Source organism: Kitasatospora sp. NPDC093806 (assembly GCF_040683335.1).
Lineage (GTDB): Bacteria > Actinomycetota > Actinomycetes > Streptomycetales > Streptomycetaceae > Kitasatospora.
Genome location: NZ_JBFBDO010000024.1, coordinates 16,661 through 38,730 on the forward strand (window position 1 = coordinate 16,661; position 22,070 = coordinate 38,730).

Here is a 22,070-nt window from a genome sequence, read left to right on the forward strand (position 1 = left end):
CGAGAACCGCTCTCCGGATTGGATGCTTCCCGCCCGGCCGGGTGTGGCCGAATCGCGTCCGGGGCCCGGCCGGGTTTGGCTGGGCGCATGAAGGCAATCGCGATCCGCCGCTACGGCGGCCCCGAGGTGGTCGAGTACACCGAGCTGCCGGACCCGAAGGTCGGCCCGGACTCGGTCCTGGTGGAGGTCAGGGCGGCCGGGGTGAACCCGGTCGACTGGAAGGTGCGGGAGGGCCACCTGGACGGGCTGCTCGACGCGCACTTCCCGCTGGTGATGGGCTGGGACGCGGCCGGGGTGGTCCGCGCGGTCGGCGGCGGCGTCACCGAGTTCGCCCCCGGTGACGAGGTCTACGGCTACGTCCGCAAGGACTGGGCCGAGCACGGCACCTACGCCGAGCTGGTCGCCGCCCCCGTCCGCACCCTGGCCCGCAAACCGGCCGCGCTGGACTGGGCGCAGGCCGGCGGCCTGCCGCTGGCCGGCCTGACCGCCCTCCAGGCGCTGCGGGCGGTGGGCGTGGCCGCCGGGGACACCGTCCTGGTGCACGCCGCGGCCGGCGGGGTCGGCCACCTCGCCGTCCAGCTCGCCCGGGCCTTCGGCGCCCGGGTGATCGGCACCGCCGGCGAGCGCAACCACGCCTATCTGCGCGGCCTCGGCGCCGAGCCGGTGCGCTACGGCGAGGGCCTGGCCGAGCGGGTCCGGGAGCTCGCCCCGGCGGGTGTGGACGCCGCGCTGGACCTGGTCGGCGGCGACGCCGTCGCGGTCTCGGCCGGACTGGTCGCCGACCCGGCGCGGATCGCCTCGGTCGCCGACTACGGGGTGAAGGCGCTCGGCGGCCGCTACGTCTGGGTCCGCCCGGACGCGGCCGGGCTGGCCGAGCTGGCCGCGCTCGCCGACGAGGGCCGGCTGACGGTGACCGTCGCCTCCGTGTTCCCGCTGGCCCAGGCCGCCTCCGCGCAGGCGCTCAGTGCCGAGGGCCGGACCAGGGGCAAGATCGTGCTGCTGGCCGACTGACGGCCGCCCCCGCCCGGACGCCCGCCCGTCCCCCCGCCCGTCCTCCCGCCGTCATCTGTCAGCGGTGGACTCGCACCTGTCATCCGCCAGAATGGGTGCCGAACCGTTTCGGCGGGCCACCGCCGCCCCGCCGCCCCCGTCCCCGAAGCCGCACGACCCGTGGAGCCCCGCACCGATGAGCAGCAGCCGAGCGCACGAGACGGTCGGGGCCTCCCTGGACGAGACCGACCGCCTCCTCCTCGCCCGGCTGGCCGGCGACGGCCGCGCCTCGTACGCGGAGATCGGGCTCCAGGTGAACCTCTCCGCCACCGCCGTCCGCCGCCGGATCGACCGGCTGCGGGCGCGCGGGGTGGTCCGCGGCTTCACGGTCGTGCTCGACCCCTCGGTGCTCGGCTGGCAGACCGAGGCCTTCGTCGAGGTCTACTGCCGCGAGCGGACGGCCCCCGAGGAGATCCTCGCCAGCCTGCGGCAGTTCCCCGAGGTGGTCGCCGCCTGGACGGTCACCGGCGACCCGGACGCGCTGGTCCACCTGCGGGCGGCCGACATGCGCCACCTGGAGGCGGTCATCGAGCGGATCCGCCGCGAGCCCGGCGTCCAGCGCAGCCGCTCCTCCGTGGTCCTCTCCCAGCTCATCGGCTAGACCCGGCCAGACCCCCTGGACGGCCGATTCCAGCGCCACGCAGGAATCCTGCGCGGGACCGGCCGAAGACGCTCGAAAGCTGCCTGACCAGCCGCGTTCCGACGCGCGGCGAGGGGCCGTCGCTGCCTACGCTGATCACGTCCGGCCGGCACGGCGCCAACCCCCCCTGTGCCGCCGGGCCCTCCCCGACACCCCACAGCCGAGAGGGACACCCGTGTCCGCAGCCCCCGACCGCATGCACCGGCCCGACAGCGACCTGGTCGACCTGGTTTTCGACTACATGCGCGACCGGCTGCAGTACGACCCCGTCCCGCTGGACCACCCCGGTGACGGCGAGCACCTGCGCGCCCAGCTGTCCGGCCTGCTCAACCAGCACGGCAACGACGCGGCCGACGTGCTCAAGCTCTACGACCACGAGCTGTCCCGCGCGGTGATCTCCGCCGACAGCCCGCGCTACCTGTCCTTCATCCCGTGCGCCCCCACCAAGGCCGCGCTGCTGTTCGACATGGTCGTCTCCTGCGCCTCGCTCCAGGGCATCTCCTGGCTGGAGGCGGCCGGCGCGATCGCCGCCGAGAACCAGGTGCTGCGCCTGATAGCGGACCGCGCGGGCCTGCCCGAGTCGGCCGGCGGCTGCTTCGTCTCCGGCGGCTCGGCCGGCAACCTCTCCGCCCTGGTGGTCGCCCGTGACACCGCCCGCCGCAAGCTCGGCGTCGGTCCGGAGGCCCGGCTGCGGATCGCCGTCGCCGACCAGGTCCACTCCTCGGTCAAGAACACCTTCAACATCATCGGTGTCGAGGCGTTCAAGGTGCCGACCGTGAACCGCCGCTTCACCGGCGAGGCGCTGCGCGCCGCGCTGGCCGCCGACCCCAACCCGGAGACGGTGATCGCCGTCGTCGGCACCGCCGGCACCACCAACGAGGGCATCGTCGACGACCTCCAGGGCCTGTCCGAGGTCGCCCGCGAGCGCGACCTGTGGTTCCACGTGGACGGCGCCTACGGCGGCGCGGGCCTGTTCGCCCCCTCCGTCCGCGAGCGCTACAACGGCATCGAGCACGCCGACTCCTTCGTCGTCGACCCGCACAAGTGGCTGTTCGCGCCGTTCGACTGCGCCGCGCTGATCTACCGCAACCCGCAGCTCGCCCGCGCCGTGCACACCCAGGACGCCTCCTACCTGGACGTCCTGCACACCGAGGGCGACGAGTGGAACCCCACCGACTACGCCTACCACCTGACCCGGCGCGCCCGCGGCCTGCCGCTCTGGTTCTCGATCGCCGTGCACGGCGTCCAGGCGTACACCGACGCCATCGAGACCGGCCTCACGCTGGCCCGGGACACCGCCCAGCTGATCCGCGACACCGAGCACCTGGAGCTGCTGTTCGACCCGCAGCTCTCCGCGGTCTGCTTCAAGCGCACCGGCTGGACCAACGACGACTACTACCGCTGGTCGCAGCAGCTGCTCGCGGACCAGATCGGCTTCGTCACCCCCACCGGCTGGGACGGCGAGACGGTCGCCCGCTTCGCCTTCCTGCACCCGGGCACCACCATGGAGATGGTCCGCGAGATCCTCGACACCATGGCGTGACGCGTCACGCGTGACCCCGCCACCCCCGTCGGCCCGGCCGACGGGGGCGGCGGCGTTCCCGGTCGGACCCGCCCTACAGCAGCCCCCCGTTCGGCACGTACGGCGCCGGCGGGCGCATCCCGCGCAGGCCCAGGTAGCCGCGGGTCTCCACGGTCAGACCCACCTCCAGCCCGACGTCCAGCGCCCACTCCTGCTCGGCGGTCAGGGCCTCCACCCGCGCCGTGACGCCCTCCGGCACCCGGGCCAGCGCCTCGCGCAGCAGCCGGACGGCGATCCGCTTCGAGGTGGCCGCCAGCAGCTTCACCTCGCCGCCGTCCCGGTAGCAGTAGCCGCTGCCCGCCAGCGCGTCCGCGACCAGCAGCTCCTCGCAGTGCGCCAGCAGCAGCCCGTGGTCCGGGCCGTGCGCCGCCCCGCGCAGCCGCCGGTCCACCGAGTCCAGCAGGTGCGCGTGGCCGGCGTTGCCCCGGTGCACCGGGATGTCGCCGGGATCGACCAGCCCGGCCCGGTCCACCCGCCCGGTCAGCTGCATCGCCGGGTACAGCGTGAACCCGGCCAGCCGGTACCGGCGGACGGCCGCCGGGGACGGCGAGGCGCACAGCATCCCGCGCAGACAGCCGCGCCCGTACGCGAGGGCCCGCTCCAGCAGCAGCCGGCCCACCCCCTTGCCCTGCGCCTGCGGGAGCACCACGAGCAGCGCCAGCACCCAGACCCCCTCGCGGCGCAGCGCGAGCACCGCGCCCACCGGCTCTCCGTCCAGCTCGGCCACCCAGCAGCCCTGCGGATCGGTGCGCGCCAGGTGCCTGGTCCGGGCCGCCTGGTAGACCGACGACGGCGGCGGCGGACCGGTGGGGGAGGGGGCGTCGGGGAGCGACGCGAACGCGGCGCGGGCGATGTGCTGGACGACCTCCGCGTCGGCGGCGGTGTCCTGGACCGGGCGCAGGATCATGCCGTCCATCCTGGCCGTCCGGGCCCCGCCGCGGGGCCGGTTCGCCCGGATCGGTCGGCTCGGGCGGTGACCGTGGTCCGCCGGTGTGCGAGCATGGGGAGCGTATGGGGAGCGGGTACACGCCCGGCCCACCGAAAGGCCGCCGCCACGAACCGCCGAAACACGCTCGCCGTCCGGGAAATGAAACCGGGCGGCCGTTGGTTGGCACTGGCGGCAGACCGTCGTCAAGACCGGGAGAAAGCAGATGACCGTCCAGGACGAGACCACCGTAGAGAGTGGCATCCTCCTCACCGATGCCGCTGCGGGCAAGGTCAAGGCCCTGCTGGAGCAGGAAGGCCGCGAGGACCTCGCGCTGCGCGTCGCCGTCCAGCCCGGTGGCTGCTCCGGCCTGCGTTACCAGCTGTTCTTCGACGAGCGCTCGCTCGACGGTGACGTGATCAAGGACTTCGACGGTGTGAAGGTCGTCACCGACCGGATGAGCGCCCCGTACCTGGGCGGCGCCACCGTCGACTTCGTCGACACCATCGAGAAGCAGGGCTTCACGATCGACAACCCGAACGCCACCGGCTCCTGCGCCTGCGGCGACTCGTTCAGCTAGTCGGTCCGACGCGAAGGCGGCCCCGGGAATCCCCGGGGCCGCCTTCGTCGTGTCCGGGCGCCGTCGGCCCGGCAGCCGTCACGGGGTGCCGGCGATCTCCGGGTCCGGGCCGACCTTCGGGTCCGCCTCCAGCGGCACCTGCTGGCCGGTCACCAGGTCGGTCACCGCCCGGCCGCCGAGCGCCTGCTTGAGGTCGGCCGTCACGGTCTGCCGCCGGGCCAGGTCGGCGCAGGCCTGACCGGCCGGGACCGGGGCCGCCACCGTCACCTTCACGTCCACCCGGCCCGGCTTCGACTCGTCCGCCTTCAGCGCGTACCGCTGGCAGACCCCGCCGTAGAACCAGACCGTCAACCGGTTGCCGTCCACCCGGTAGGTGATCGCCGGGTGCACCTGGGAGCCGTTGCCGGCCCCGGTCCCGGTCCCGTTCGGGGCCGGCTCGCCGACCGCGATCCCGTTGCCGCCCGAGCCCGGGGGAGTGGCCGCCGGAGTCGGCGTCTTCGCCGGCCCCGGCACGCTGGTGGCCGGCGCCGGGCTGGCCGGCCGGGGATCCGGGGTGGTCGCCGTCGGGTCCACCGGCGGGGTGGTCACCGGCGCCGGGACGGACGGGGAGGCCGGCGCCGCCGTGGCGGCCGACGGATCCGCCGCACCGGTCGGCGAACCGGGGGAGGCGGACGCGCTCGCCGGGGGCTGCCCCGTCCCGGAGGCCGCCGCGTCCGAACCGGCCGTGGTCCCGCCGCCGCACCCGGTCAGCACGGTCGCCGCCGCCAGCACCAGACCCGCCAGCGCCACCGCGCGCGCCCGGCCGGAACGCCGGGGCATCGTCTCCAGATCCATCTGAACATCCTCCCGAGGGCTCAGCGGCACGCCCGGGAGGCCGCACCGCGCGGATGTGACGTGGCCCGGACCAATCCGGTTCCGGCCAACTTTCCACCCCACCCCCGGGCGGCGCCTACGGGCCGTACTCGGGCATCGCCGCGACCAGCCGCTGCGCCCCGGAGGGCACCCGGAAACCGGGGCTGACCGGCGCGTTCTCCTGCGGCCCGGTGGCCAGCAGGGGCCAGAACCGCCGCAGCCGGCGCGAGGAGTCCACCAGCGCGTCCAGGGACTCGCCGTCCGCGTCGCCGCGCAGCGCGGGCGGGACCCGCAGCGGGTGGTGCGTGGGCATCATCGGCCATCACTCCGATCCACCGTGCCGTGGCAGCGGCGCCACGGGCCTGGGCGGGAGCCGGGAACGGCCCCCTCCCGGCCGACCCTAGGCGGGGGCGCCCGTACCCCACCAGAGCTACCCCGGGGTAGTACACGTTCGGGGACGACCGGTGTCAGCACCTGCGCTCTTGCTGGCTCCCCGGGCCCGCCGGGTACCGTTGCTGGGTTCCACCCTGCCGTTCCCCCATGGCCCCGCTGCCATCCTGAGGAGACCCCCGTGCGTATCGCCGTCGCCGGCTCGATCGCGACCGACCACCTGATGACCTTCCCGGGCCGGTTCGCCGACCAGCTCGTCGCCGAGCAGCTGCACACCGTGTCGCTGTCCTTCCTGGTCGACACCCTGGACATCCGCCGCGGCGGTGTCGCGCCGAACATCGCGTTCGGCATGGGCGTCCTCGGACTGCGCCCGATCCTGGTCGGCGCGGCCGGCGCGGACTTCTCCGAGTACCGCAGCTGGCTGGAGCGCAACAACGTGGACTGCCAGTCGGTCCACATCTCCGAGACCCGGCACACCGCGCGCTTCATGTGCACCACGGACGAGGACCACAACCAGATCGCCTCGTTCTACACCGGCGCGATGGCCGAGGCCCGCAACATCGAGCTCAAGCCGATCGCCGACCGCGTCGGCGGCCTGGACCTGGTGCTGATCGGCGCCGACGACCCGCAGGCGATGGTGCGGCACACCCAGGAGTGCCGCACCCGCGGCTTCGCCTTCGCCGCCGACCCGTCGCAGCAGCTGGCCCGCCTCGACGGCCACGACATCCGCCAGATCGTCGACGGCGCCGCGTACCTCTTCACCAACGAGTACGAGGCCGCGCTGATCGAGTCCAAGACCGGCTGGGACGCGGACGAGATCCTCACCCGGGTCGGCACCCGGGTCACCACCCTGGGCAGCAAGGGCGTCCGGATCGACCGCAAGGGCGAGGCCCCGATCGTGGTCGGCTGCGCCCCCGAGGCCACCAAGGCCGACCCGACCGGCGTCGGCGACGCCTTCCGCGCGGGCTTCCTGGCCGGCCTCTCCTGGGACCTGGAGCTGGAGCGCGCCGCCCAGCTCGGCTGCATGCTCGCCACCCTGGTGATCGAGACCGTCGGCACCCAGGAGTACGAGCTGCGCCCGCACGACTTCCTGCAGCGCTTCGTCGCCGCCTACGGCGCGGACGCCGGCGCCGACATCCGGGCCCGCCTGGTCAACTGACCGGCCCGCTCGGCGGTGCGCCCGGTCAGCCGACCCGGCGCACCAGGTAGGCCGCTCCCCGGTCGCCGCCGTACGCGGCGGCCGGGGCCTCGCCCAGGTACTCCTGCTCGCGCATCCCGCACCAGGCCGGCACGTCCAGCCGGGCCGCCTCGTCGTCGGCCAGCACCGCGATCGTCCCGCCCACCGGCACCTCACCGATCCGCTTCGCCAACTCGATCACCGGCAGCGGACACCGCTTGCCGAGCGCGTCGATGACGAGCGCTGTGACTCGCCCGCTCGCCTCCGGGCGCTCGGACCCGGCGCCTCGGGGCGGGGCCGCCCCCACCGGCTCCGGCGTCACCGCGAGGTCCAGCCCCAGCGGGGCGCGGACGCCGGCCACCAGGTCCGGGAGCACGGTCAGGAAGCGCTCGACGTCCGCCTCGGCGGTGCCGAACGGCAGCGAGACCCGGACGTTCCCCTCGGTGAGCACCCCCATCGCCGCCAGCACGTGGCTCGGGGTCAGCGTCGACGAGGTGCAGGAGGAGCCGGAGGAGACCGCGAAGCCGGCCCGGTCCAGCTCGGTCAGCAGCACCTCGCCGTCCACGTACAGGCAGGAGAAGGTGACGATGTGCGGCAGCCGCCGCACCGGGTCGCCGACCACCTCGACCTCCGGCACCAGCCGCGGCACCCGGGCCCGGATCCGTTCGACCAGCTCGTGCAGCCGGGCGTTCTCCCGCTCGGCCTCGGCCCGGACCGCCCGCAGCGAGGCGGCGGCCGCCACGATCGCCGGCACGTTGACGAAGCCCGGCACCCGGCCGCCCTCGCGCTCGTCGGCGGGCAGCGGCGAGGAGTACCGGACGCCCTTGCGGACCGCGAGCACCCCGACCCCGGCCGGCCCGCCCCACTTGTGCGCGCTCGCGGTCAGCAGCGACCAGCCGGCCGGCACGTCCACCCGGCCGGCGCTCTGCGCGGCGTCCACCAGCAGCGGCACGTCGGCGAGCGCGCCGGCCACCTCGGCGACCGGCTGCACCGTGCCCACCTCGTGGTTGGCGGACTGCAGGACGGCGAGCGCGGTGTCCGGCCGCAGCGCCGCCGCGAACGCCCCCGGGTCGACCCGGCCGTGCCGGTCCACCGGCACCGCGGTGACCTCCCCGCCGGCGGCCTCGTGCCGCTCGGCGGTGTGCAGCACGCTGGAGTGCTCGACGGCGGAGTGCACCAGGTGCCCCCCGCGCCGCCGGTTGCCGGCCAGCGCGCCCAGCACGCCGAGCTGGACGGCCTGGGTCCCGCTGGCGGTGAAGGCGATCTCGTCGGCCCGGCAGCCGAGCACGCCGGCGACGGTCTCGCGGGCGGCGTCGAGCAGCATCCGGGCCTGCCGGCCGGAGCGGTAGAGCCGGGCGGGGTCGGCCCAGCCCTCGTCGAGCGCGGCGGTCAGCGCCTGCCGCGCGACGGGGTGGAGCGGTGCGGTGGAGGCCACGTCGAAGTACACGGTCACATTTAACGACACTCCCGGGTGCTTTCCGGGGGATCCCCGGGGCTCACCACCCGTCAGTCGATCACCCCGAATGTCCGAATCGTCCACACCCGACGAGCCGTCACGTGCGTTGTTCGAGGTCATCCCCCGATCGGGCGTAAGGACCCCGAATGCCTAGGATGACCTGCGGCGCAGCCCCTGCCGGGCCTGATCGGGTGTCCGGGCGGCGCGTTACCGGGACCTGCCCGTCAGCAGCGCATAAGGCTGGAGTAGGGTTTGGCCCGCATAAGCATTCAAACCGTGCCCGTGGACGGGTCGCCGGGGAGGGAAAGCCTCCCCGGGGCGACGCGAAGGCGGGCGAGACTTCGGGAAGGCGCTACGTGAGTCCCAACGGCTCCGACCGCTCGCCGCGGCGCACGATGCGGCGGAAGCTGCCTCAGGCGCTGGCACTGGGCCTCGTCATCGCGACCGCCACCGGCTGCTCGGCCAACGACCTCCCCAGGCTTGGCCTCCCGAGCCCCGTCACCAAGGAAGGGCCCATGGTCCTCCAGATGTGGCAGGGCTCCTGGATCGCGGCGCTGGTGGTCGGCGTACTGATGTGGGGTCTGATCATCTGGAGCGTGATCTTCCACCGGCGCAGCCGCACCGGTGTGCAGGTCCCCCCGCAGACCCGGTACAACGTGCCCATCGAGGCGCTCTACACCGCGGTCCCGATCATCATCGTCTCGGTCCTCTTCTACTTCGTCGCCCGCGACGAGTCGAAGCTGATCGCCGTCTCCGAGAAGCCGCAGCACACCGTCAACGTGGTGGGCTTCCAGTGGAGCTGGGCGTTCAACTACGAGAACACTGAGAACCCGGACCCGGCCAACAAGGAGGCCGCGTACGAGGTCGGCACCCCCAAGGAGCTGCCGACGCTCTGGCTGCCGGTCAACGAGACGGTGCAGTTCCGCCTCACCTCTCGTGACGTCATCCACGACTTCTGGCCCATCAACTTCATGATGAAGATGGACGTCGTGCCGGGCGTGGTCAACAAGTTCGAGGTCACCCCGACCGTCAAGGGCGAGTACGACGGCAAGTGCGCCGAGCTCTGCGGCGTCGACCACTCGCGCATGCTGTTCAAGGTGAAGGTCGTCGACCGCGTCGACTACGACAAGCACCTGGCGGACCTGCGGGCCAAGGGCCAGACCGGCGCGGTGCCCTCCGGCATCACGACCATGGGAAGTGAAGAGAAGTGACCATCCTCAACGAGCCCGCCGCGGCCGGCGGGGGCGCCGGGGCCGTCACGGTCGGGGCGCAGCGGACCCGCAAGCCGGGTTCCACCATCATCAAGTGGCTGACCACCACTGACCACAAGACGATCGGCACGCTGTACCTGGGCACGTCGTTCGCGTTCTTCCTGATCGGCGGCATCCTGGCGCTGGTCATGCGCGCCGAGCTGGCTCGTCCCGGGACCCAGATCCTGTCGAACGAGCAGTTCAACCAGGCGTTCACGATGCACGGCACGATCATGCTGCTGATGTTCGCGACGCCACTGTTCGCCGGTTTCGCGAACTGGATCATGCCGCTGCAGATCGGCGCCCCGGACGTCGCGTTCCCGCGTCTGAACATGTTCGCCTACTGGCTGTACCTGTTCGGCTCGCTGATCGCGGTGGCCGGCTTCCTCACCCCGCAGGGCGCCGCCGACTTCGGCTGGTTCGCCTACGCGCCGCTGTCGGACGCGGTCCGCTCGCCGGGCATCGGCGCCGACATGTGGATCATGGGTCTGGCCTTCTCGGGCTTCGGCACCATCCTCGGTGCGGTCAACTTCATCACCACGATCATCTGCATGCGCGCGCCCGGCATGACGATGTTCCGGATGTCGATCTTCGTCTGGAACGTCCTGCTGACCGCCGTGCTGGTCCTGCTGGCCTTCCCGGTCCTGGCCGCCGCGCTGTTCGCCCTGGAGGCGGACCGCAAGTTCGGGGCGCACGTCTTCGACCCGGCCAACGGCGGGGCGCTGCTCTGGCAGCACCTGTTCTGGTTCTTCGGCCACCCCGAGGTGTACATCATCGCGCTGCCGTTCTTCGGCATCGTGTCGGAGATCATCCCGGTCTTCAGCCGCAAGCCGATGTTCGGCTACTCCGGCCTGATCGCGGCCACCATCGCGATCGCCGGTCTGTCCGTGACGGTGTGGGCGCACCACATGTACGTCACCGGACAAGTGCTGCTGCCGTTCTTCTCCTTCATGACCTTCCTGATCGCGGTCCCGACCGGTGTGAAGTTCTTCAACTGGGTCGGCACCATGTGGAAGGGCTCGCTGAGCTTCGAGACCCCGATGCTCTGGACCGTCGGCTTCCTGGTCACCTTCCTCTTCGGTGGTCTGACCGGTGTCCTGCTGGCCTCCCCGCCGATCGACTTCCACGTCTCGGACTCGTACTTCGTCGTCGCCCACTTCCACTACGTGGTCTTCGGCACCGTCGTCTTCGCGATGTTCGCCGGCTTCCACTTCTGGTGGCCGAAGATGACCGGCAAGATGCTGGACGAGCGCCTCGGCAAGATCACCTTCTGGACGCTGTTCATCGGCTTCCACGCGACCTTCCTGGTGCAGCACTGGCTCGGCGCGGAGGGCATGCCCCGCCGCTACGCCGACTACCTGGCCGCCGACGGTTTCACCACCCTGAACACCGTCTCGACCATCGGTTCGTTCCTGCTCGGCCTGTCGATCCTGCCGTTCCTCTACAACGTCTGGAAGACCGCCAAGTACGGGGAGAAGGTCGAGGTCGACGACCCGTGGGGCTACGGCCGTTCGCTGGAGTGGGCGACCTCCTGCCCGCCGCCGCGGCACAACTTCCTCACGCTGCCCCGGATCCGCTCCGAATCCCCGGCCTTCGACCTCCACTACCCGGAGATCGCCGCGCTGGACTACCTGGAGAACCACGGTGAGCCGGCCAAGCACCTCGCGGGTGTGACCCCGGCGAAGTACGACGCCCCGCAGCTCGGCAAGGGCAAGAAGGAAGGCGACGCCTGATGAAGGAACAGGGCAAGATCTTCCTGGGCCTTTCGGTCTTCGTGCTGGCCATGGCCATCACCTACGGCCTGTGGACCAACAGCTCCGAGCACGGCATCGAGGCCGCCGGTACCACCGCGCTGTTCCTCGCCTTCTCGCTGTGCGCCTTCATCGGGTACTACCTCGCCTTCACCGCCCGCCGGGTGGACAGCGGCGCGGGTGACAACCCCGAGGCCGAGGTCGCGGACGACTCCGGCGAGCTGGGCTTCTTCGCCCCGCACAGCTGGCAGCCGCTCTCGCTGGCGCTCGGTGGCGCGCTCGCGTTCCTGGGCGTGATCTTCGGCTGGTGGCTGATGTTCTGGTCGCTGCCGGTGATCCTGATCGGCCTCTTCGGCTGGGTCTTCGAGTTCTACCGGGGCGAGAACCAGAACCAGTAAGGGCTCTCTCCCACAGGGCCGGGCATCCCGCACGGGATGCCCGGCCCTGTTGCGTCCCCGGAGTGAGGCCCTCACCCCGGCGGCGCAACCGGGGCCCGTTCGGGTGTCGCCCCCGGCCGGCGGTTCCTACGATCTGAGCAATCGTGCGAAACCCTCGGAGGCGGTCATGGCCGACAGGCGCGGTATCGCGGGTCTCGGCGGCATCACGCTGGCCCTCGCAGTGCTGGCCCCGCTGGGCGGCTGCACGTCCGGGGCGGGGGAGGAGGTCGCCGAGGCCGTCCGGAAGGTCGACGCCGCGCGGCTGGTCCACCTCTCCGCCAGCGAACGGGTCGACCCCTCCCAGCCGGTCACGGTGACCGCCGAGCCGGGCAGCCTGCTCACCGACGTCACGGTGGTCGGCCCGGACGGGCGGGTGGTCGCCGGGAAGCTCGCCGACGACCAGCGCAGCTGGCAGACCACCGGGCGGCTCAAGGCCGCCACCGCGTACACCGTCCGGATCGCCGCCGACGACGGCAAGGGCGGCCGCGGCGAGACCACCGCGGGCTTCTCCACGCTCGCCGCCCAGCGGCTGCTGACCGCCAAGCTCGGCCCGGACTCCTCCGGCACCGGCCTCTACGGCGTGGGCCAGCCGCTCACCGTCCAGCTCTCCGAGGCGGTCAAGGACCCGCAGGCCCGCCAGGAGGTGGAGCGCGGACTGACCGTCACCTCGCAGCCCGCCGTGACCGGCGCCTGGTACTGGGTGGACGACAAGAACCTGCACTTCCGCCCGGAGGAGTACTGGCCCGCCGGGACCACCGTCGGCCTGGCCTTCGAGGCCACCGGCAGCCGGATCTCGGACGGCCTCTACGGCGGCGACCGGGCCGCCCTGGCGCTGCGGATCGGCGAGCGGGTCGAGACGGTGGTGGACGCCGCCGCGCACCAGCTGACCGTCAAGCGCGACGGCCGGGTGCTGCGGACCATCCCGGTCACCACCGGCCGGCCCGGCTTCGACACCCGCAACGGGGTCAAGGTGGTGCTGGGCCAGGAGCGCAAGGTCCGGATGAACGGCGAGACGATCGGCATAGCGGCCGGCACCGAGGACTCGTACGACCTGGACGTCGAGTGGGCCACCCGGGTCACCTGGAGCGGCGAGTACGTGCACGCCGCGCCCTGGTCGGTGGGCTCCCAGGGGATCGAGAACGTCAGCCACGGCTGTACCGGGATGAGCACCGAGAACGCCCACTGGTTCTACCAGAACACCAGGGTGGGGGACCTGGTGACGGTGGTGAACAGCCTCGGCAAGGGCATGGAGCCGTTCGGCAACGGCTTCGGGGACTGGAACGTCGGCTGGGGCGACTGGGTCAAGCACAGCGCCCTCGGACAGCCCGTCAGCACCACCGCCCCGGCCACCCGGGCCCCGGCCACCGGGATGATCGCCCCGCAGCTCTGACGGGCCCCCTGCGGCCCGCTCAGCCCTCCCGGCCGGGCTCCCGGTAGGCGACCCGCAGCGCGCCGTCCACGGCGGCCAGGGCGTCCGCGAGCGGCAGCCCGAGCCGACTGGCCCGCTCGGCGTACTCGGCGGCCGCCGCCGCGGCCAGCCGGTGGGCGGAGTCGCCGACCGCGGCGATCAGCGTGCCGCGCCGGCCGTGCGTCTCCACCACCCCGTCCGCCTCCAGCTCCCGGTAGGCGCGGGCGACGGTCCCGGCGGCCAGCCCGAGCTGCTCGGCCAGCGCCCGGACGGTGGGCAGCCGCAGGCCGGTGGCCAGCTCGCCGCTGCGGGCCCGGTCGGCGATCTGGGCGCGGATCTGCTCGTACGGGGGAGTGCTCGACGCCTGGTCGACGGACAGCTGCACGGCGGGCTCCTGCGGGTTCGGTGACGGGTGTTCGGTGCCGGGTGTTCGGTGCCGGGTGTTCGGTGGCGGGAAAGCCCGAGGGCCGCCGACCAGAAGAACTGGTCAGCGGCCCTCGGGTGGCGACGCGGGGGTCGTACGGGATCAGTGGTGGCCGTGGCCGCTGCTGATCTCGTGGTGCTCCTCGGAGGTCGGCTTGGGGATCTGGCTGCCCTCGCCGTAGAAGCCGCGGGAGAGCTTGGCCCGGGTGCGGGTGAGGACGCCGGCCTTGCGGGCCACGCCGTTCTCGTCCGTCTCGGCGGCCAGCTCGAACGGCTGGATCTGCTCGTGCGCGGTGAGCGTGTGCAGGTCCTTCTGCGGCAGCTGGGCGTGCACCTCGATGAACTCGCCGTGCGGCAGGCGCTTGATGACGCCGGTCTCGCGGCCGTGCAGCACCTTCTCCTTGTCACGGCGCTGGAGGCCGAGGCACCAGCGCTTGGTGATGATGAAGACGATGACCGGGACCACGAACATGCCCACGCGGACGAAGTAGGTGACCGCGTTCAGCGACAGGTGCAGGTGGGTGGCGAACAGGTCGTTGCCACCGGCCACCAGCAGGATCAGGTACAGGCTGATCCAGGCCGCGCCGAGCGCGGTGCGGACCGGGGCGTTGCGCGGGCGGTCCAGGATGTGGTGCTCGCGCTTGTCGCCGGTGATCCAGCCCTCGATGAAGGGGTAGAGGGCGATCGAGACCAGCACCAGCGGGAAGACGATCATCAGCGGGACGATCACACCCATGTTCAGGGTGTGGCCCCACATGCTGATCTCCCAGCCCGGCATGATGCGGACGAGCCCCTCGGAGAAGCCCATGTACCAGTCCGGCTGGGCGTCCGTGGACACCTGGTCGGGGCGGTACGGGCCGTACGCCCAGATCGGGTTGATGGTGGCGATCGCCGAGATGACGGCGATGAGGCCGAACACCAGGAAGAAGAAGCCACCGGCCTTGGCCATGTAGACCGGCATCAGCGGCATGCCGACGACGTTCTTCTCGGTCTTGCCCGGCCCGGCCCACTGGGTGTGCTTGTGGTAGAAGACCAGGATCAGGTGGGCGACCAGGAGGCCGACCATGATGCCCGGGATCAGCAGCACGTGGATGGTGAAGAACCGCGGCACGATCTCGTGGCCGGGGAACTCGCCGCCGAACAGGAACATCTGGACGTAGGTGCCGATCAGCGGGGCCGCCAGGATGGCGCCCTCCATGAACCGGATACCGGTGCCGGACAGCAGGTCGTCCGGCAGCGAGTAGCCGAAGAAGCCGTCGAACATGCCCAGGACCAGCAGCAGGAAGCCGAAGACCCAGTTGATCTCGCGCGGCTTGCGGAACGCGCCGGTGAAGAAGACGCGCAGCATGTGCACGAGCATCGCCGCGACGAAGACCAGGGCGGCCCAGTGGTGGATCTGGCGGACCAGCAGACCGCCGCGCACCTCGAAGCTGATGTCGACCGTCGACGCGTACGCCTCGGACATCGGGATGCCCTTGAGCGGGACGTACGACCCGTCGTAGATGACCTCGCCCATCGAGGGCTTGAAGAACAGCGTCAGGTAGACGCCGGTCAGGATGATGATGATGAAGGTGTAGAGGCAGATCTCACCGAGCATGAAGGACCAGTGGTCCGGGAAGATCTTGCGGAGGTTCGCCCGGGCGAGGGAGTAGATCCCCAGCCGGCCGTCCGTCCAGTCAGCTGCGGCTTCCCACTTGTTCGCGGGCTTGGCGCGCGTGCTGCTGGCGGGCTTGGCGGCACCGGAGGTGGTGCTGCTCGCGCTACTCATCGAGCACGCTCCCAGTAGCTCGGGCCGACGGGCTCGTCGAAGTCGCCGTGGGCGACCAGGAAGCCCTTCTCGTCAGTGGTGATCTTCAGCTGCGGCAGGGGGTGGCCGGCCGGGCCGAAGATGACGCGCGCGCCGTCCGCCAGGTCGAAGGTCGACTGGTGGCAGGGGCAGAGCGCGTGGTGGGTCTGCTGCTCGTAGAGGCTGATCGGGCAGCCGACGTGGGTGCAGATCTTGGAGTAGGCGAGGATGCCCTCGAAGCCCTTCTCCTTGGACCGCTCGTCCTTGATGTCCTCGGGCGCGATCCGCACGAGCATCAGGGCGTCCTTGGCGATCCGCTGCTGGAAGTCCTCGTCGTGCGTGTGCAGGCCCTCGGGCATCGCGAAGGTGAGCGAGCCCTGGATGATGTCCTCAGCCTTCATCGGCTGATTCGTGTTCATGTTGATCAGCTGCAGCGGCTTGGCGTCGGTGGCCTCGAGCCAGCCGGTGTGCTCCAGCTTGTCCTCGGGCAGCGGGCCCAGGTCGCGCAGCAGCACCACGCCGGAGAGCGGGACCAGCGCCATCGAACCGATGAGGGTGTTGCGGATCATCTTGCGACGGCCGAAGCCGGACTCCGCGGCACCGGTCTTGAACTGCTCGATGACGTCGTTGCGGACCTCGTCGTCGGCCTCGATCGGGTGACGCTCGGCCGGGATCTCGTGGTCCGACATCAGGGTGCGGGCCCAGTGGACCGCGCCCGCGCCGATCAGGAACAGCGCCACGCCGAGGGTCATGCCCAGGGCGAAGTTCAGCGCGCTGATGTGGCCCAGCGGGAAGACGTAGACGATCTTGTCCGGGTCGATGGCCACGTACGAGGCGATGAAGCCCACGGTGGCGATCATCGACACGACGAACATCAGCGACACCTGACGCTCGGCCCGCTTGGCGGCCTTCTCGTCGATGTCGGTGCGGCGCGGCTGGTGGGCCGGCAGGCCGGGGTCGGCGAAGGGGTCGTCGTGGACGGCCGCCTCGTGGTGCCCGGCGGAGCCGTGCGACTCCGGGAGCTTCTCTTCTGACATGTCCTGGCTCATGACTTCTTGGCCTTGGTGGTGTGGGCGGCGACCCAGATCGCGACCGCGATGAGCGCGCCGAGACCGAAGATCCAGCCGAACAGACCCTCGGTCACCGGACCGAGGCTGCCGAGCGTGAGACCACCGGGGTTCGGCTCATCGTTGGTGGTGTGGCGAACGAAGGCCACGATCTGCTTCTTCTGCTCCTCGGGCATGATGCTGTCCGGGAACGACGGCATGTTCTGCGGGCCGGTCTGCATGGCCTCGTAGATGTGCTTGGCGTCCACGCCCTCCAGCGACGGGGCGTACTTGCCCTGGGTCAGGGCACCGCCCTGGCCGGCGAAGTTGTGGCACTGGGCGCAGTTGGTGCGGAACAGCTCGCCACCCTTGGACAGGTCCTCGGGGTTGGTCGAGGTGTACTGCTCCTCGGTCGGCGTCACCGGACCGGGGCCGAGCGAGGCGACGAAGGCGGCGAGCTGGTCGATCTCCGCCTGCGAGTAGATGTTCTTCTTGCGCGGCACCTGGGCGCCGGGCTGCTGGGCCGGCATGCGGCCGGTGCCCACCTGGAAGTCCACCGCGGCGGCACCGACGCCGACGAGGCTCGGGCCGTCGCTGGAGCCCTGGCCGTTCAGGCCGTGGCAGGAGGAGCAGCCCACGGCGAAGAGCTTCTTGCCCTCATCGATCGCGAGCGACTGCGCGGCGACGTCGGCCTGCGCCTTGTCGGCGGGCGCGAACGCGGCGTACAGCCCCCCGGTTGCCGCCAGGGCGAGAAGTAGGACGACCAGCGCCGCCAGTGGGTGGCGCCGTCGTGCGGAGAGCTTTTTCACGGAATAACCCCGGTGTCAGGATCTGGTCGACTGGTGGGTGCACCCGGCGGCCGGTCTGGCCGGCACGAGGCTGCCTGTCTAGGGCTGCGCGCGCGGTCGGTCGGTGGGAGCGTCGCCACCGGCGAAATCGGGCCGTCGCCGGTGAGGGCGGGACCCGAGGCCGGTGGCCAGCGACCTGATCAGCTGGTTACTTGATCAGGTAGATGGTCGCGAACAGGCCGATCCACACGACATCGACGAAGTGCCAGTAGTACGACACCACGATCGCGGCGGTGGCCTGCTCGTGCGTGAAGCGCTTGGCTGCGTACGTCCGTCCGAGGACCAGCAGGAAGGCGATCAGACCACCCGTCACGTGCAGACCGTGGAAGCCGGTGGTCAGGTAGAACACCGTGCCGTACGGGTCGGAGGACAGCGAGAGGCCGTCCTTCTTGACCAGCTCGGTGTACTCGAAGATCTGGCCGCCGATGAAGATCGCGCCCATCACGAAGGTGATGACGAACCACGAGCGGAGCTTCTTCACGTCCCCGCGCTCGGCCGCGAACACGCCGAGCTGGCAGGTGAGCGAGGAGAGCACCAGGATCGTGGTGTTGACCGAGGAGAAGGGCACGTTCAGGGCGTGCGCCTTCTCGGTCCAGAACTCCGGCCCCTTGACGGAGCGGAGCGTGAAGTACATCGCGAAGAGGGCCGCGAAGAACATCAACTCGGAACTGAGCCAGACGATCGTTCCGACGCTGACCATGTTCGGCCGGTTGACCGATCCGTGCGCGTGCCCGGTTTCTACTGCTGTTGCTGTCGCCACGACGGACATTATGTCGGTCCCTTATTCCGTCTTCACGTCGGGGGGTCTCCCTCGGAGTGTCCGGTGCGTGCGGTATGCCCCCCTGACGGCCGACGAGCCGTCCGGACCGGTGCTGAGCAGCGGCGTGTCCCTTTTCTGACGGTTCCTCGAAGGCCCGTTCAGGGCCCTTTCCGGCGTGTCCTGTCACCCCTGCGGGGGCCGTCGGTAGTAAGGGGACGGGCCGTCCGTCCGCCGTACGGGTGGACCGTGCGGGCGGGGGTGACGCGCTGTCCTCCGCCCGGACCAGTCGCGGGCGCGGCGGCTTGAGAAGGATCACGCGGGATGGGGCTCGGCGGTGGGTGATCGGGAGTAGCATCCGGAGACAGGCGAACGTGGTCCGGATCACAGTTGAGGGAGCAGGGCCCATGGCGTACACGACCGACGAGACGCTGACCGTTCTCGTCTACAGCCACGACCGCACCACCCGGGAACAGGTGCTGACCGGGCTCGGGCGGCGGCCCGCGGAGGATCTGCCGGAGCTGACCTACCTGGAGTGCGCGACCACCCCCGCGGTGCTCAAGGCGCTGGAGAAGGGCGGCGTCGACCTCTGCGTGCTGGACGGCGAGGCGGTGCCGGCCGGCGGGCTCGGGCTCGCCCGGCAACTGAAGGACGAGATCTACGGCTGCCCGCCGGTGCTGGTGCTGATCGGCCGGCCGCAGGACTCCTGGCTGGCCGCCTGGAGCCGGGCCGACGCGGCGATCTCCCAGCCGGTGGACCCGGTGGCGCTGGCCGAGGCCGGTGCCACGCTGCTGCGGGGCCGGCTGGCCAAGCGGGCGCCGGTCGCCCGGTAGCCGGCCTACCGCAGCTGTCTCACCACAAGAGAAGAAGGACGAACGGCCGAGCCCCGGGGCCCCGCCGCTCGATAGGCTGACTCCGTCCCTACGGTCCATCCCCGCGCGCCGGGGAACGAGAGCTGGAGTCAGCCATGGTGAACGTGCACCCTGCGAACGGCGGTAGCGACCCCGCGCAGGTGGTCCGCACCTGGCCGGACATCCTGTCGGCGCTGCTGCGGGGGGAGGACCTGGACCGTTCGGCCACCGCCTGGGCGATGGACCGGATCATGAGCGGCGAGGCCTCCCCGGTGCAGGTGGCCGGCTTCATGGTGGCGCTGCGGGCCAAGGGCGAGACGGTCGACGAGATCTCCGGCCTGGTCGACTCGATGTACGCGCACGCCGAGCCGCTGGACATCCCCGGCCCGGCGGTGGACATCGTCGGCACCGGCGGCGACCGGGCCAAGACCGTCAACATCTCCACCATGTCGGCGATCGTCGCGGCGGCGGCCGGCGCCAAGGTGGTCAAGCACGGGAACCGGGCCGCCTCCTCGGCCAGCGGCTCCTCGGACGTGCTGGAGCGGCTGGGCATCCGGCTGGACCTCCGGCCGCGCCGGGTCGCCGAGGTCGCCGAGGAGGTCGGGCTCACCTTCTGCTTCGCGGCCACCTTCCACCCGTCGATGCGGCACGCCGCGCCGGCCCGGCGCGACCTCGGCGTGCCCACCGCGTTCAACATCCTCGGGCCGCTCACCAACCCGGCCCGGGTGACGGCGCACGCGATCGGCTGCTTCGACACCCGGCTCGCCGGGCTGATCGCCGGCGTGCTGGCCCGGCGCGGCGCCTCCGCGCTGGTCTTCCGGGGCGACGACGGGCTGGACGAGCTCACCATCACCACCACCTCGCGGGTGTGGATCGTCCGGGACGGCGCCGTCACCGAGGCCTCCTTCGACCCGCGCGAGGTCGGCATCGAGCCGGTCGGCATCGAGGCGCTGCGCGGCGGCGACCCGTCGTACAACGCGGAGGTCGCCCGCCGGGTGCTGGCCGGCGAGCAGGGGCCGGTCCGGGACGCGGTGCTGCTGAACTCGGCGGCGGCGCTGGTGGCGCTCGACCTGACCGACGCGCCGCTCGCCGAGCAGCTCGGATCGGCCATGCGGCGGACCGCCGCGGCGATCGACTCGGGCGCCGCGCGCGATCTGCTGAAGCACTGGTCGGAGGCCACCGCCCGGTAGCCGGGCGGCAGTTGGGGCCGGTACGGGAGGACTCCCGGCCGGCCCCTCGGCATGTCCCACGGGTGTCCGGGATGTGGACGGCTGTTTGACCACGGGGCGGACCCGACCTAGAGTCTTGGCCAGGTCATGAGTGACAGCGTCAAGCCCCAGCTTGCTGTCCGGCAACCCTCCGTCCGTGGCGGGGTGCCCTGGGTGAGGACCGGGTCATGCGGCAAACCGTCCGCGTGACAAGCGCGGACGCCGGACGACTACGCACTCCCGGGGTCCTGACCCGTAGAAGGAGTGCATCCTCATGTCTTCCGTCGCCACCGATCTCTGCACCCCGCTCCCCGTCCTCGGCCACGACGTGCAGGTCCCGCTCGCCAACGGCGACAAGGTCGGCTACGCGGCGCTCGACTACGCCGCCAGTTCCCCGGCGCTCCAGCGGGTCTGGGACGACGTCGCCGCCTACGCCCCCTACTACGGCAGCGTGCACCGCGGCGCCGGCTACCTGTCGCAGCTCTCCACCGACCTCTTCGAGCAGAGCCGCCGCACCGTCACCGACTTCCTCGACCTGCGCGAGGGCGACCAGGTGGTCTTCACCCGCGCCACCACCGACTCGCTGAACCTGCTGGCCGCCGCCGTCCCGGCCGGGACCCGGGTGTTCGCCTTCGAGACCGAGCACCACGCCTCGCTGCTGCCCTGGGCGCACGCCGGTCTCACCGTCAGCTACCTGCGCGCCCCCCGCTCGCACGCCGAGGCCGTCGCCGCCTTCGACGCCGCCCTCGCCGAGGCCCCCGAGGGCCCGAAGCTGCTCTGCGTCACCGGCGCCTCGAACGTCACCGGCGAGCTCTGGCCGGTCGCCGAGCTGACCCGGACCGCCCACCGGCACGGCGCCCGGGTGGTGCTGGACGCCGCGCAGCTGGCCCCGCACCACCGGGTCTCGGTGCGCGAGCTGGACGTGGACTGGATCGCCTTCTCCGGGCACAAGCTGTACGCGCCGTTCGGCGCCGGGGTGCTGGCCGGCCGGGCCGACTGGCTGGACGAGGCCGAGCCGTACCTGGCCGGCGGCGGCGCCACCCGCACGGTGGCCCGGGAGGCGGACGGCTCGGTGGCCGTGCAGTGGCACACCGGCCCGGCCCGGCACGAGGCCGGTTCGCCGAACGTCATCGGCGCGTACGCGATCGCCTCGGCCTGCCGGGCGCTGACCGAGGCCGGCTTCGACGCGCTGGAGGCGCGCGAGCGGGTGCTGGTCGACCGGCTGAAGACCGGTCTGGCGGAGATCCCGGAGGTCCGGGTGCTGAACCTGTTCGGCGACGACTCCGCCCGGGTGGGCGTGCTCTCCTTCGTCGTCCGCGGCTGGAACAGCTCGCACTTCTCGGCCGCGCTCTCCGCCGAGTACGGCATCGGGGTGCGCGACGGCCTGTTCTGCGCCCACCCGCTGGTGCGCACCCTGCTCGGCGACGAGGAGGCCGCGCCGTCCGAGTGCGGTGCGCCCGAGCCGTCGCTGCCGGGCGAGCGCAGCCTCAACGCGATCCGGGTGAGCTTCGGCGCGGGCACCCCGGACGAGCACGTGGACCGGTTCCTGACCGCCGTCCGCGAGCTGGTCACGGACGGCGCGGCCTGGAACTACCGGAACGAGGGCGGCCGCTGCGTCGCCGACACTCGCCGGGAGGGCTGAGGGCCCGGCGG

21 protein-coding genes and 1 riboswitch are annotated in these 22,070 nt (G+C 72.0%); of the genes, 12 read left to right on the top strand and 9 right to left on the bottom strand.

What is annotated here, in order from left to right:
• The first annotated feature begins 87 nt into the window (after positions 1-87).
• The 3 genes from AB0N76_RS14910 (at position 88) to AB0N76_RS14920 (ending at position 3,233) form a co-directional block, all read left to right on the top strand.
• Positions 88-1,011 carry an NADP-dependent oxidoreductase gene (locus AB0N76_RS14910; protein ID WP_363556998.1) on the top strand — a complete coding sequence of 308 codons (924 nt, stop codon included), beginning with the start codon at positions 88-90 and terminating at the stop codon, positions 1,009-1,011.
• Positions 1,012-1,186: 175 nt separating this feature from the next.
• A complete protein-coding gene (locus AB0N76_RS14915; protein WP_344345500.1) occupies positions 1,187-1,651 on the top strand; it encodes an Lrp/AsnC family transcriptional regulator in 465 nt (154 codons plus the stop codon).
• Positions 1,652-1,865: 214 nt separating this feature from the next.
• A complete protein-coding gene (locus AB0N76_RS14920) occupies positions 1,866-3,233 on the top strand; it encodes a pyridoxal-dependent decarboxylase (RefSeq protein ID WP_363557000.1) in 1,368 nt (455 codons plus the stop codon).
• Between the two features lie 73 nt (positions 3,234-3,306).
• On the opposite strand, the gene AB0N76_RS14925 is transcribed toward AB0N76_RS14920, so the two are convergent.
• Entirely contained in the window at positions 3,307-4,179 is an 873-nt protein-coding gene (locus AB0N76_RS14925; protein ID WP_363557002.1) for a GNAT family N-acetyltransferase, read from the bottom strand.
• Between the two features lie 244 nt (positions 4,180-4,423).
• Here AB0N76_RS14925 and erpA point away from each other — a divergent pair, with 244 nt between their 5' ends.
• Positions 4,424-4,777 (top strand): iron-sulfur cluster insertion protein ErpA, encoded by a 354-nt coding sequence (gene erpA / locus AB0N76_RS14930; protein ID WP_359897039.1) that lies wholly within the window; start codon positions 4,424-4,426, stop codon positions 4,775-4,777.
• 78 nt (positions 4,778-4,855) lie between these two features.
• On the opposite strand, the gene AB0N76_RS14935 is transcribed toward erpA, so the two are convergent.
• Together AB0N76_RS14935 and AB0N76_RS14940 are read right to left on the bottom strand one after the other, a co-directional pair.
• Positions 4,856-5,611 carry a hypothetical protein gene (locus AB0N76_RS14935; protein ID WP_363557005.1) on the bottom strand — a complete coding sequence of 252 codons (756 nt, stop codon included), beginning with the start codon at positions 5,609-5,611 and terminating at the stop codon, positions 4,856-4,858.
• Between the two features lie 115 nt (positions 5,612-5,726).
• Positions 5,727-5,945 (bottom strand): hypothetical protein, encoded by a 219-nt coding sequence (locus AB0N76_RS14940; RefSeq protein ID WP_363557007.1) that lies wholly within the window; start codon positions 5,943-5,945, stop codon positions 5,727-5,729.
• A 255-nt stretch (positions 5,946-6,200) separates the two neighbouring features.
• Between AB0N76_RS14940 and AB0N76_RS14945 the strand changes: the two genes are divergently transcribed.
• A complete protein-coding gene (locus AB0N76_RS14945) occupies positions 6,201-7,178 on the top strand; it encodes a carbohydrate kinase family protein (RefSeq protein ID WP_363557009.1) in 978 nt (325 codons plus the stop codon).
• Between the two features lie 25 nt (positions 7,179-7,203).
• Here AB0N76_RS14945 and AB0N76_RS14950 read toward each other — a convergent pair whose 3' ends face one another.
• A complete protein-coding gene (locus AB0N76_RS14950) occupies positions 7,204-8,643 on the bottom strand; it encodes an aminotransferase class V-fold PLP-dependent enzyme (RefSeq protein WP_363557011.1) in 1,440 nt (479 codons plus the stop codon).
• Positions 8,644-9,008: 365 nt separating this feature from the next.
• On the opposite strand from AB0N76_RS14950, the gene coxB reads away from it, so the two are divergent.
• From coxB to AB0N76_RS14970, 4 genes are all read left to right on the top strand, one after another.
• Positions 9,009-9,863, top strand: a complete 855-nt coding sequence (coxB, locus tag AB0N76_RS14955; RefSeq protein ID WP_363557013.1) for a cytochrome c oxidase subunit II — start codon at positions 9,009-9,011, stop codon at positions 9,861-9,863.
• Positions 9,864-9,949: 86 nt separating this feature from the next.
• Positions 9,950-11,635 carry a cytochrome c oxidase subunit I gene (ctaD, locus tag AB0N76_RS14960; protein WP_363557114.1) on the top strand — a complete coding sequence of 562 codons (1,686 nt, stop codon included), beginning with the start codon at positions 9,950-9,952 and terminating at the stop codon, positions 11,633-11,635.
• A complete protein-coding gene (locus AB0N76_RS14965; protein ID WP_363557015.1) occupies positions 11,635-12,051 on the top strand; it encodes a cytochrome c oxidase subunit 4 in 417 nt (138 codons plus the stop codon). Before ctaD ends, AB0N76_RS14965 begins: the two co-directional genes overlap by 1 nt.
• A 166-nt stretch (positions 12,052-12,217) precedes the next feature.
• A complete protein-coding gene (locus tag AB0N76_RS14970; RefSeq protein ID WP_363557017.1) occupies positions 12,218-13,480 on the top strand; it encodes an Ig-like domain-containing protein in 1,263 nt (420 codons plus the stop codon).
• 19 nt (positions 13,481-13,499) lie between these two features.
• On the opposite strand, the gene AB0N76_RS14975 is transcribed toward AB0N76_RS14970, so the two are convergent.
• From AB0N76_RS14975 to AB0N76_RS14995, 5 genes are all read right to left on the bottom strand, one after another.
• A complete protein-coding gene (locus tag AB0N76_RS14975) occupies positions 13,500-13,883 on the bottom strand; it encodes a GntR family transcriptional regulator (RefSeq protein WP_363557019.1) in 384 nt (127 codons plus the stop codon).
• Positions 13,884-14,024: 141 nt separating this feature from the next.
• Entirely contained in the window at positions 14,025-15,689 is a 1,665-nt protein-coding gene (locus AB0N76_RS14980) for a ubiquinol-cytochrome c reductase cytochrome b subunit (protein ID WP_363557021.1), read from the bottom strand.
• Positions 15,686-16,744, bottom strand: a complete 1,059-nt coding sequence (locus AB0N76_RS14985; RefSeq protein ID WP_363557023.1) for a Rieske 2Fe-2S domain-containing protein — start codon at positions 16,742-16,744, stop codon at positions 15,686-15,688. Before AB0N76_RS14985 ends, AB0N76_RS14980 begins: the two co-directional genes overlap by 4 nt.
• A gap of 8 nt (positions 16,745-16,752) precedes the next feature.
• A complete protein-coding gene (locus AB0N76_RS14990) occupies positions 16,753-17,562 on the bottom strand; it encodes a c-type cytochrome (RefSeq protein WP_363557025.1) in 810 nt (269 codons plus the stop codon).
• A gap of 187 nt (positions 17,563-17,749) precedes the next feature.
• A complete protein-coding gene (locus AB0N76_RS14995) occupies positions 17,750-18,370 on the bottom strand; it encodes a heme-copper oxidase subunit III (protein ID WP_030301107.1) in 621 nt (206 codons plus the stop codon).
• Positions 18,371-18,765: 395 nt separating this feature from the next.
• On the opposite strand from AB0N76_RS14995, the gene AB0N76_RS15000 reads away from it, so the two are divergent.
• The 3 genes from AB0N76_RS15000 to AB0N76_RS15010 all read left to right on the top strand — a co-directional run bounded on the left by AB0N76_RS15000 (position 18,766) and on the right by AB0N76_RS15010 (position 22,059).
• Positions 18,766-19,191 carry a hypothetical protein gene (locus AB0N76_RS15000; protein ID WP_363557027.1) on the top strand — a complete coding sequence of 142 codons (426 nt, stop codon included), beginning with the start codon at positions 18,766-18,768 and terminating at the stop codon, positions 19,189-19,191.
• A gap of 134 nt (positions 19,192-19,325) precedes the next feature.
• Complete coding sequence (trpD, locus tag AB0N76_RS15005; RefSeq protein ID WP_363557029.1) at positions 19,326-20,399, top strand: anthranilate phosphoribosyltransferase; 1,074 nt, start codon at positions 19,326-19,328, stop codon at positions 20,397-20,399.
• A gap of 122 nt (positions 20,400-20,521) precedes the next feature.
• Positions 20,522-20,639, top strand: a riboswitch (SAM riboswitch).
• A gap of 52 nt (positions 20,640-20,691) precedes the next feature.
• A complete protein-coding gene (locus AB0N76_RS15010) occupies positions 20,692-22,059 on the top strand; it encodes an aminotransferase class V-fold PLP-dependent enzyme (protein ID WP_363557031.1) in 1,368 nt (455 codons plus the stop codon).
• The last annotated feature ends 11 nt before the right edge of the window (positions 22,060-22,070 follow it).

Excerpts from the sequence above, each read along its gene's own strand:
- AB0N76_RS14910 (WP_363556998.1), top strand. The coding sequence starts at position 88 with ATGAAGGCAATCGCGATCCGCCGCTACGGCGGCCCCGAGGTGGTCGAG.
- AB0N76_RS14915 (WP_344345500.1), top strand. The coding sequence starts at position 1,187 with ATGAGCAGCAGCCGAGCGCACGAGACGGTCGGGGCCTCCCTGGACGAG.
- AB0N76_RS14925 (WP_363557002.1), bottom strand. The coding sequence starts at position 4,179 with ATGATCCTGCGCCCGGTCCAGGACACCGCCGCCGACGCGGAGGTCGTC.
- erpA (WP_359897039.1), top strand. The coding sequence starts at position 4,424 with ATGACCGTCCAGGACGAGACCACCGTAGAGAGTGGCATCCTCCTCACC.
- AB0N76_RS14935 (WP_363557005.1), bottom strand. The coding sequence starts at position 5,611 with ATGGATCTGGAGACGATGCCCCGGCGTTCCGGCCGGGCGCGCGCGGTG.
- AB0N76_RS14940 (WP_363557007.1), bottom strand. The coding sequence starts at position 5,945 with ATGATGCCCACGCACCACCCGCTGCGGGTCCCGCCCGCGCTGCGCGGC.
- AB0N76_RS14965 (WP_363557015.1), top strand. The coding sequence starts at position 11,635 with ATGAAGGAACAGGGCAAGATCTTCCTGGGCCTTTCGGTCTTCGTGCTG.
- AB0N76_RS14970 (WP_363557017.1), top strand. The coding sequence starts at position 12,218 with ATGGCCGACAGGCGCGGTATCGCGGGTCTCGGCGGCATCACGCTGGCC.
- AB0N76_RS14980 (WP_363557021.1), bottom strand. The coding sequence starts at position 15,689 with ATGAGTAGCGCGAGCAGCACCACCTCCGGTGCCGCCAAGCCCGCCAGC.
- AB0N76_RS14985 (WP_363557023.1), bottom strand. The coding sequence starts at position 16,744 with ATGTCAGAAGAGAAGCTCCCGGAGTCGCACGGCTCCGCCGGGCACCAC.
- AB0N76_RS14995 (WP_030301107.1), bottom strand. The coding sequence starts at position 18,370 with ATGTCCGTCGTGGCGACAGCAACAGCAGTAGAAACCGGGCACGCGCAC.
- AB0N76_RS15000 (WP_363557027.1), top strand. The coding sequence starts at position 18,766 with ATGGCGTACACGACCGACGAGACGCTGACCGTTCTCGTCTACAGCCAC.
- trpD (WP_363557029.1), top strand. The coding sequence starts at position 19,326 with ATGGTGAACGTGCACCCTGCGAACGGCGGTAGCGACCCCGCGCAGGTG.
- AB0N76_RS15010 (WP_363557031.1), top strand. The coding sequence starts at position 20,692 with ATGTCTTCCGTCGCCACCGATCTCTGCACCCCGCTCCCCGTCCTCGGC.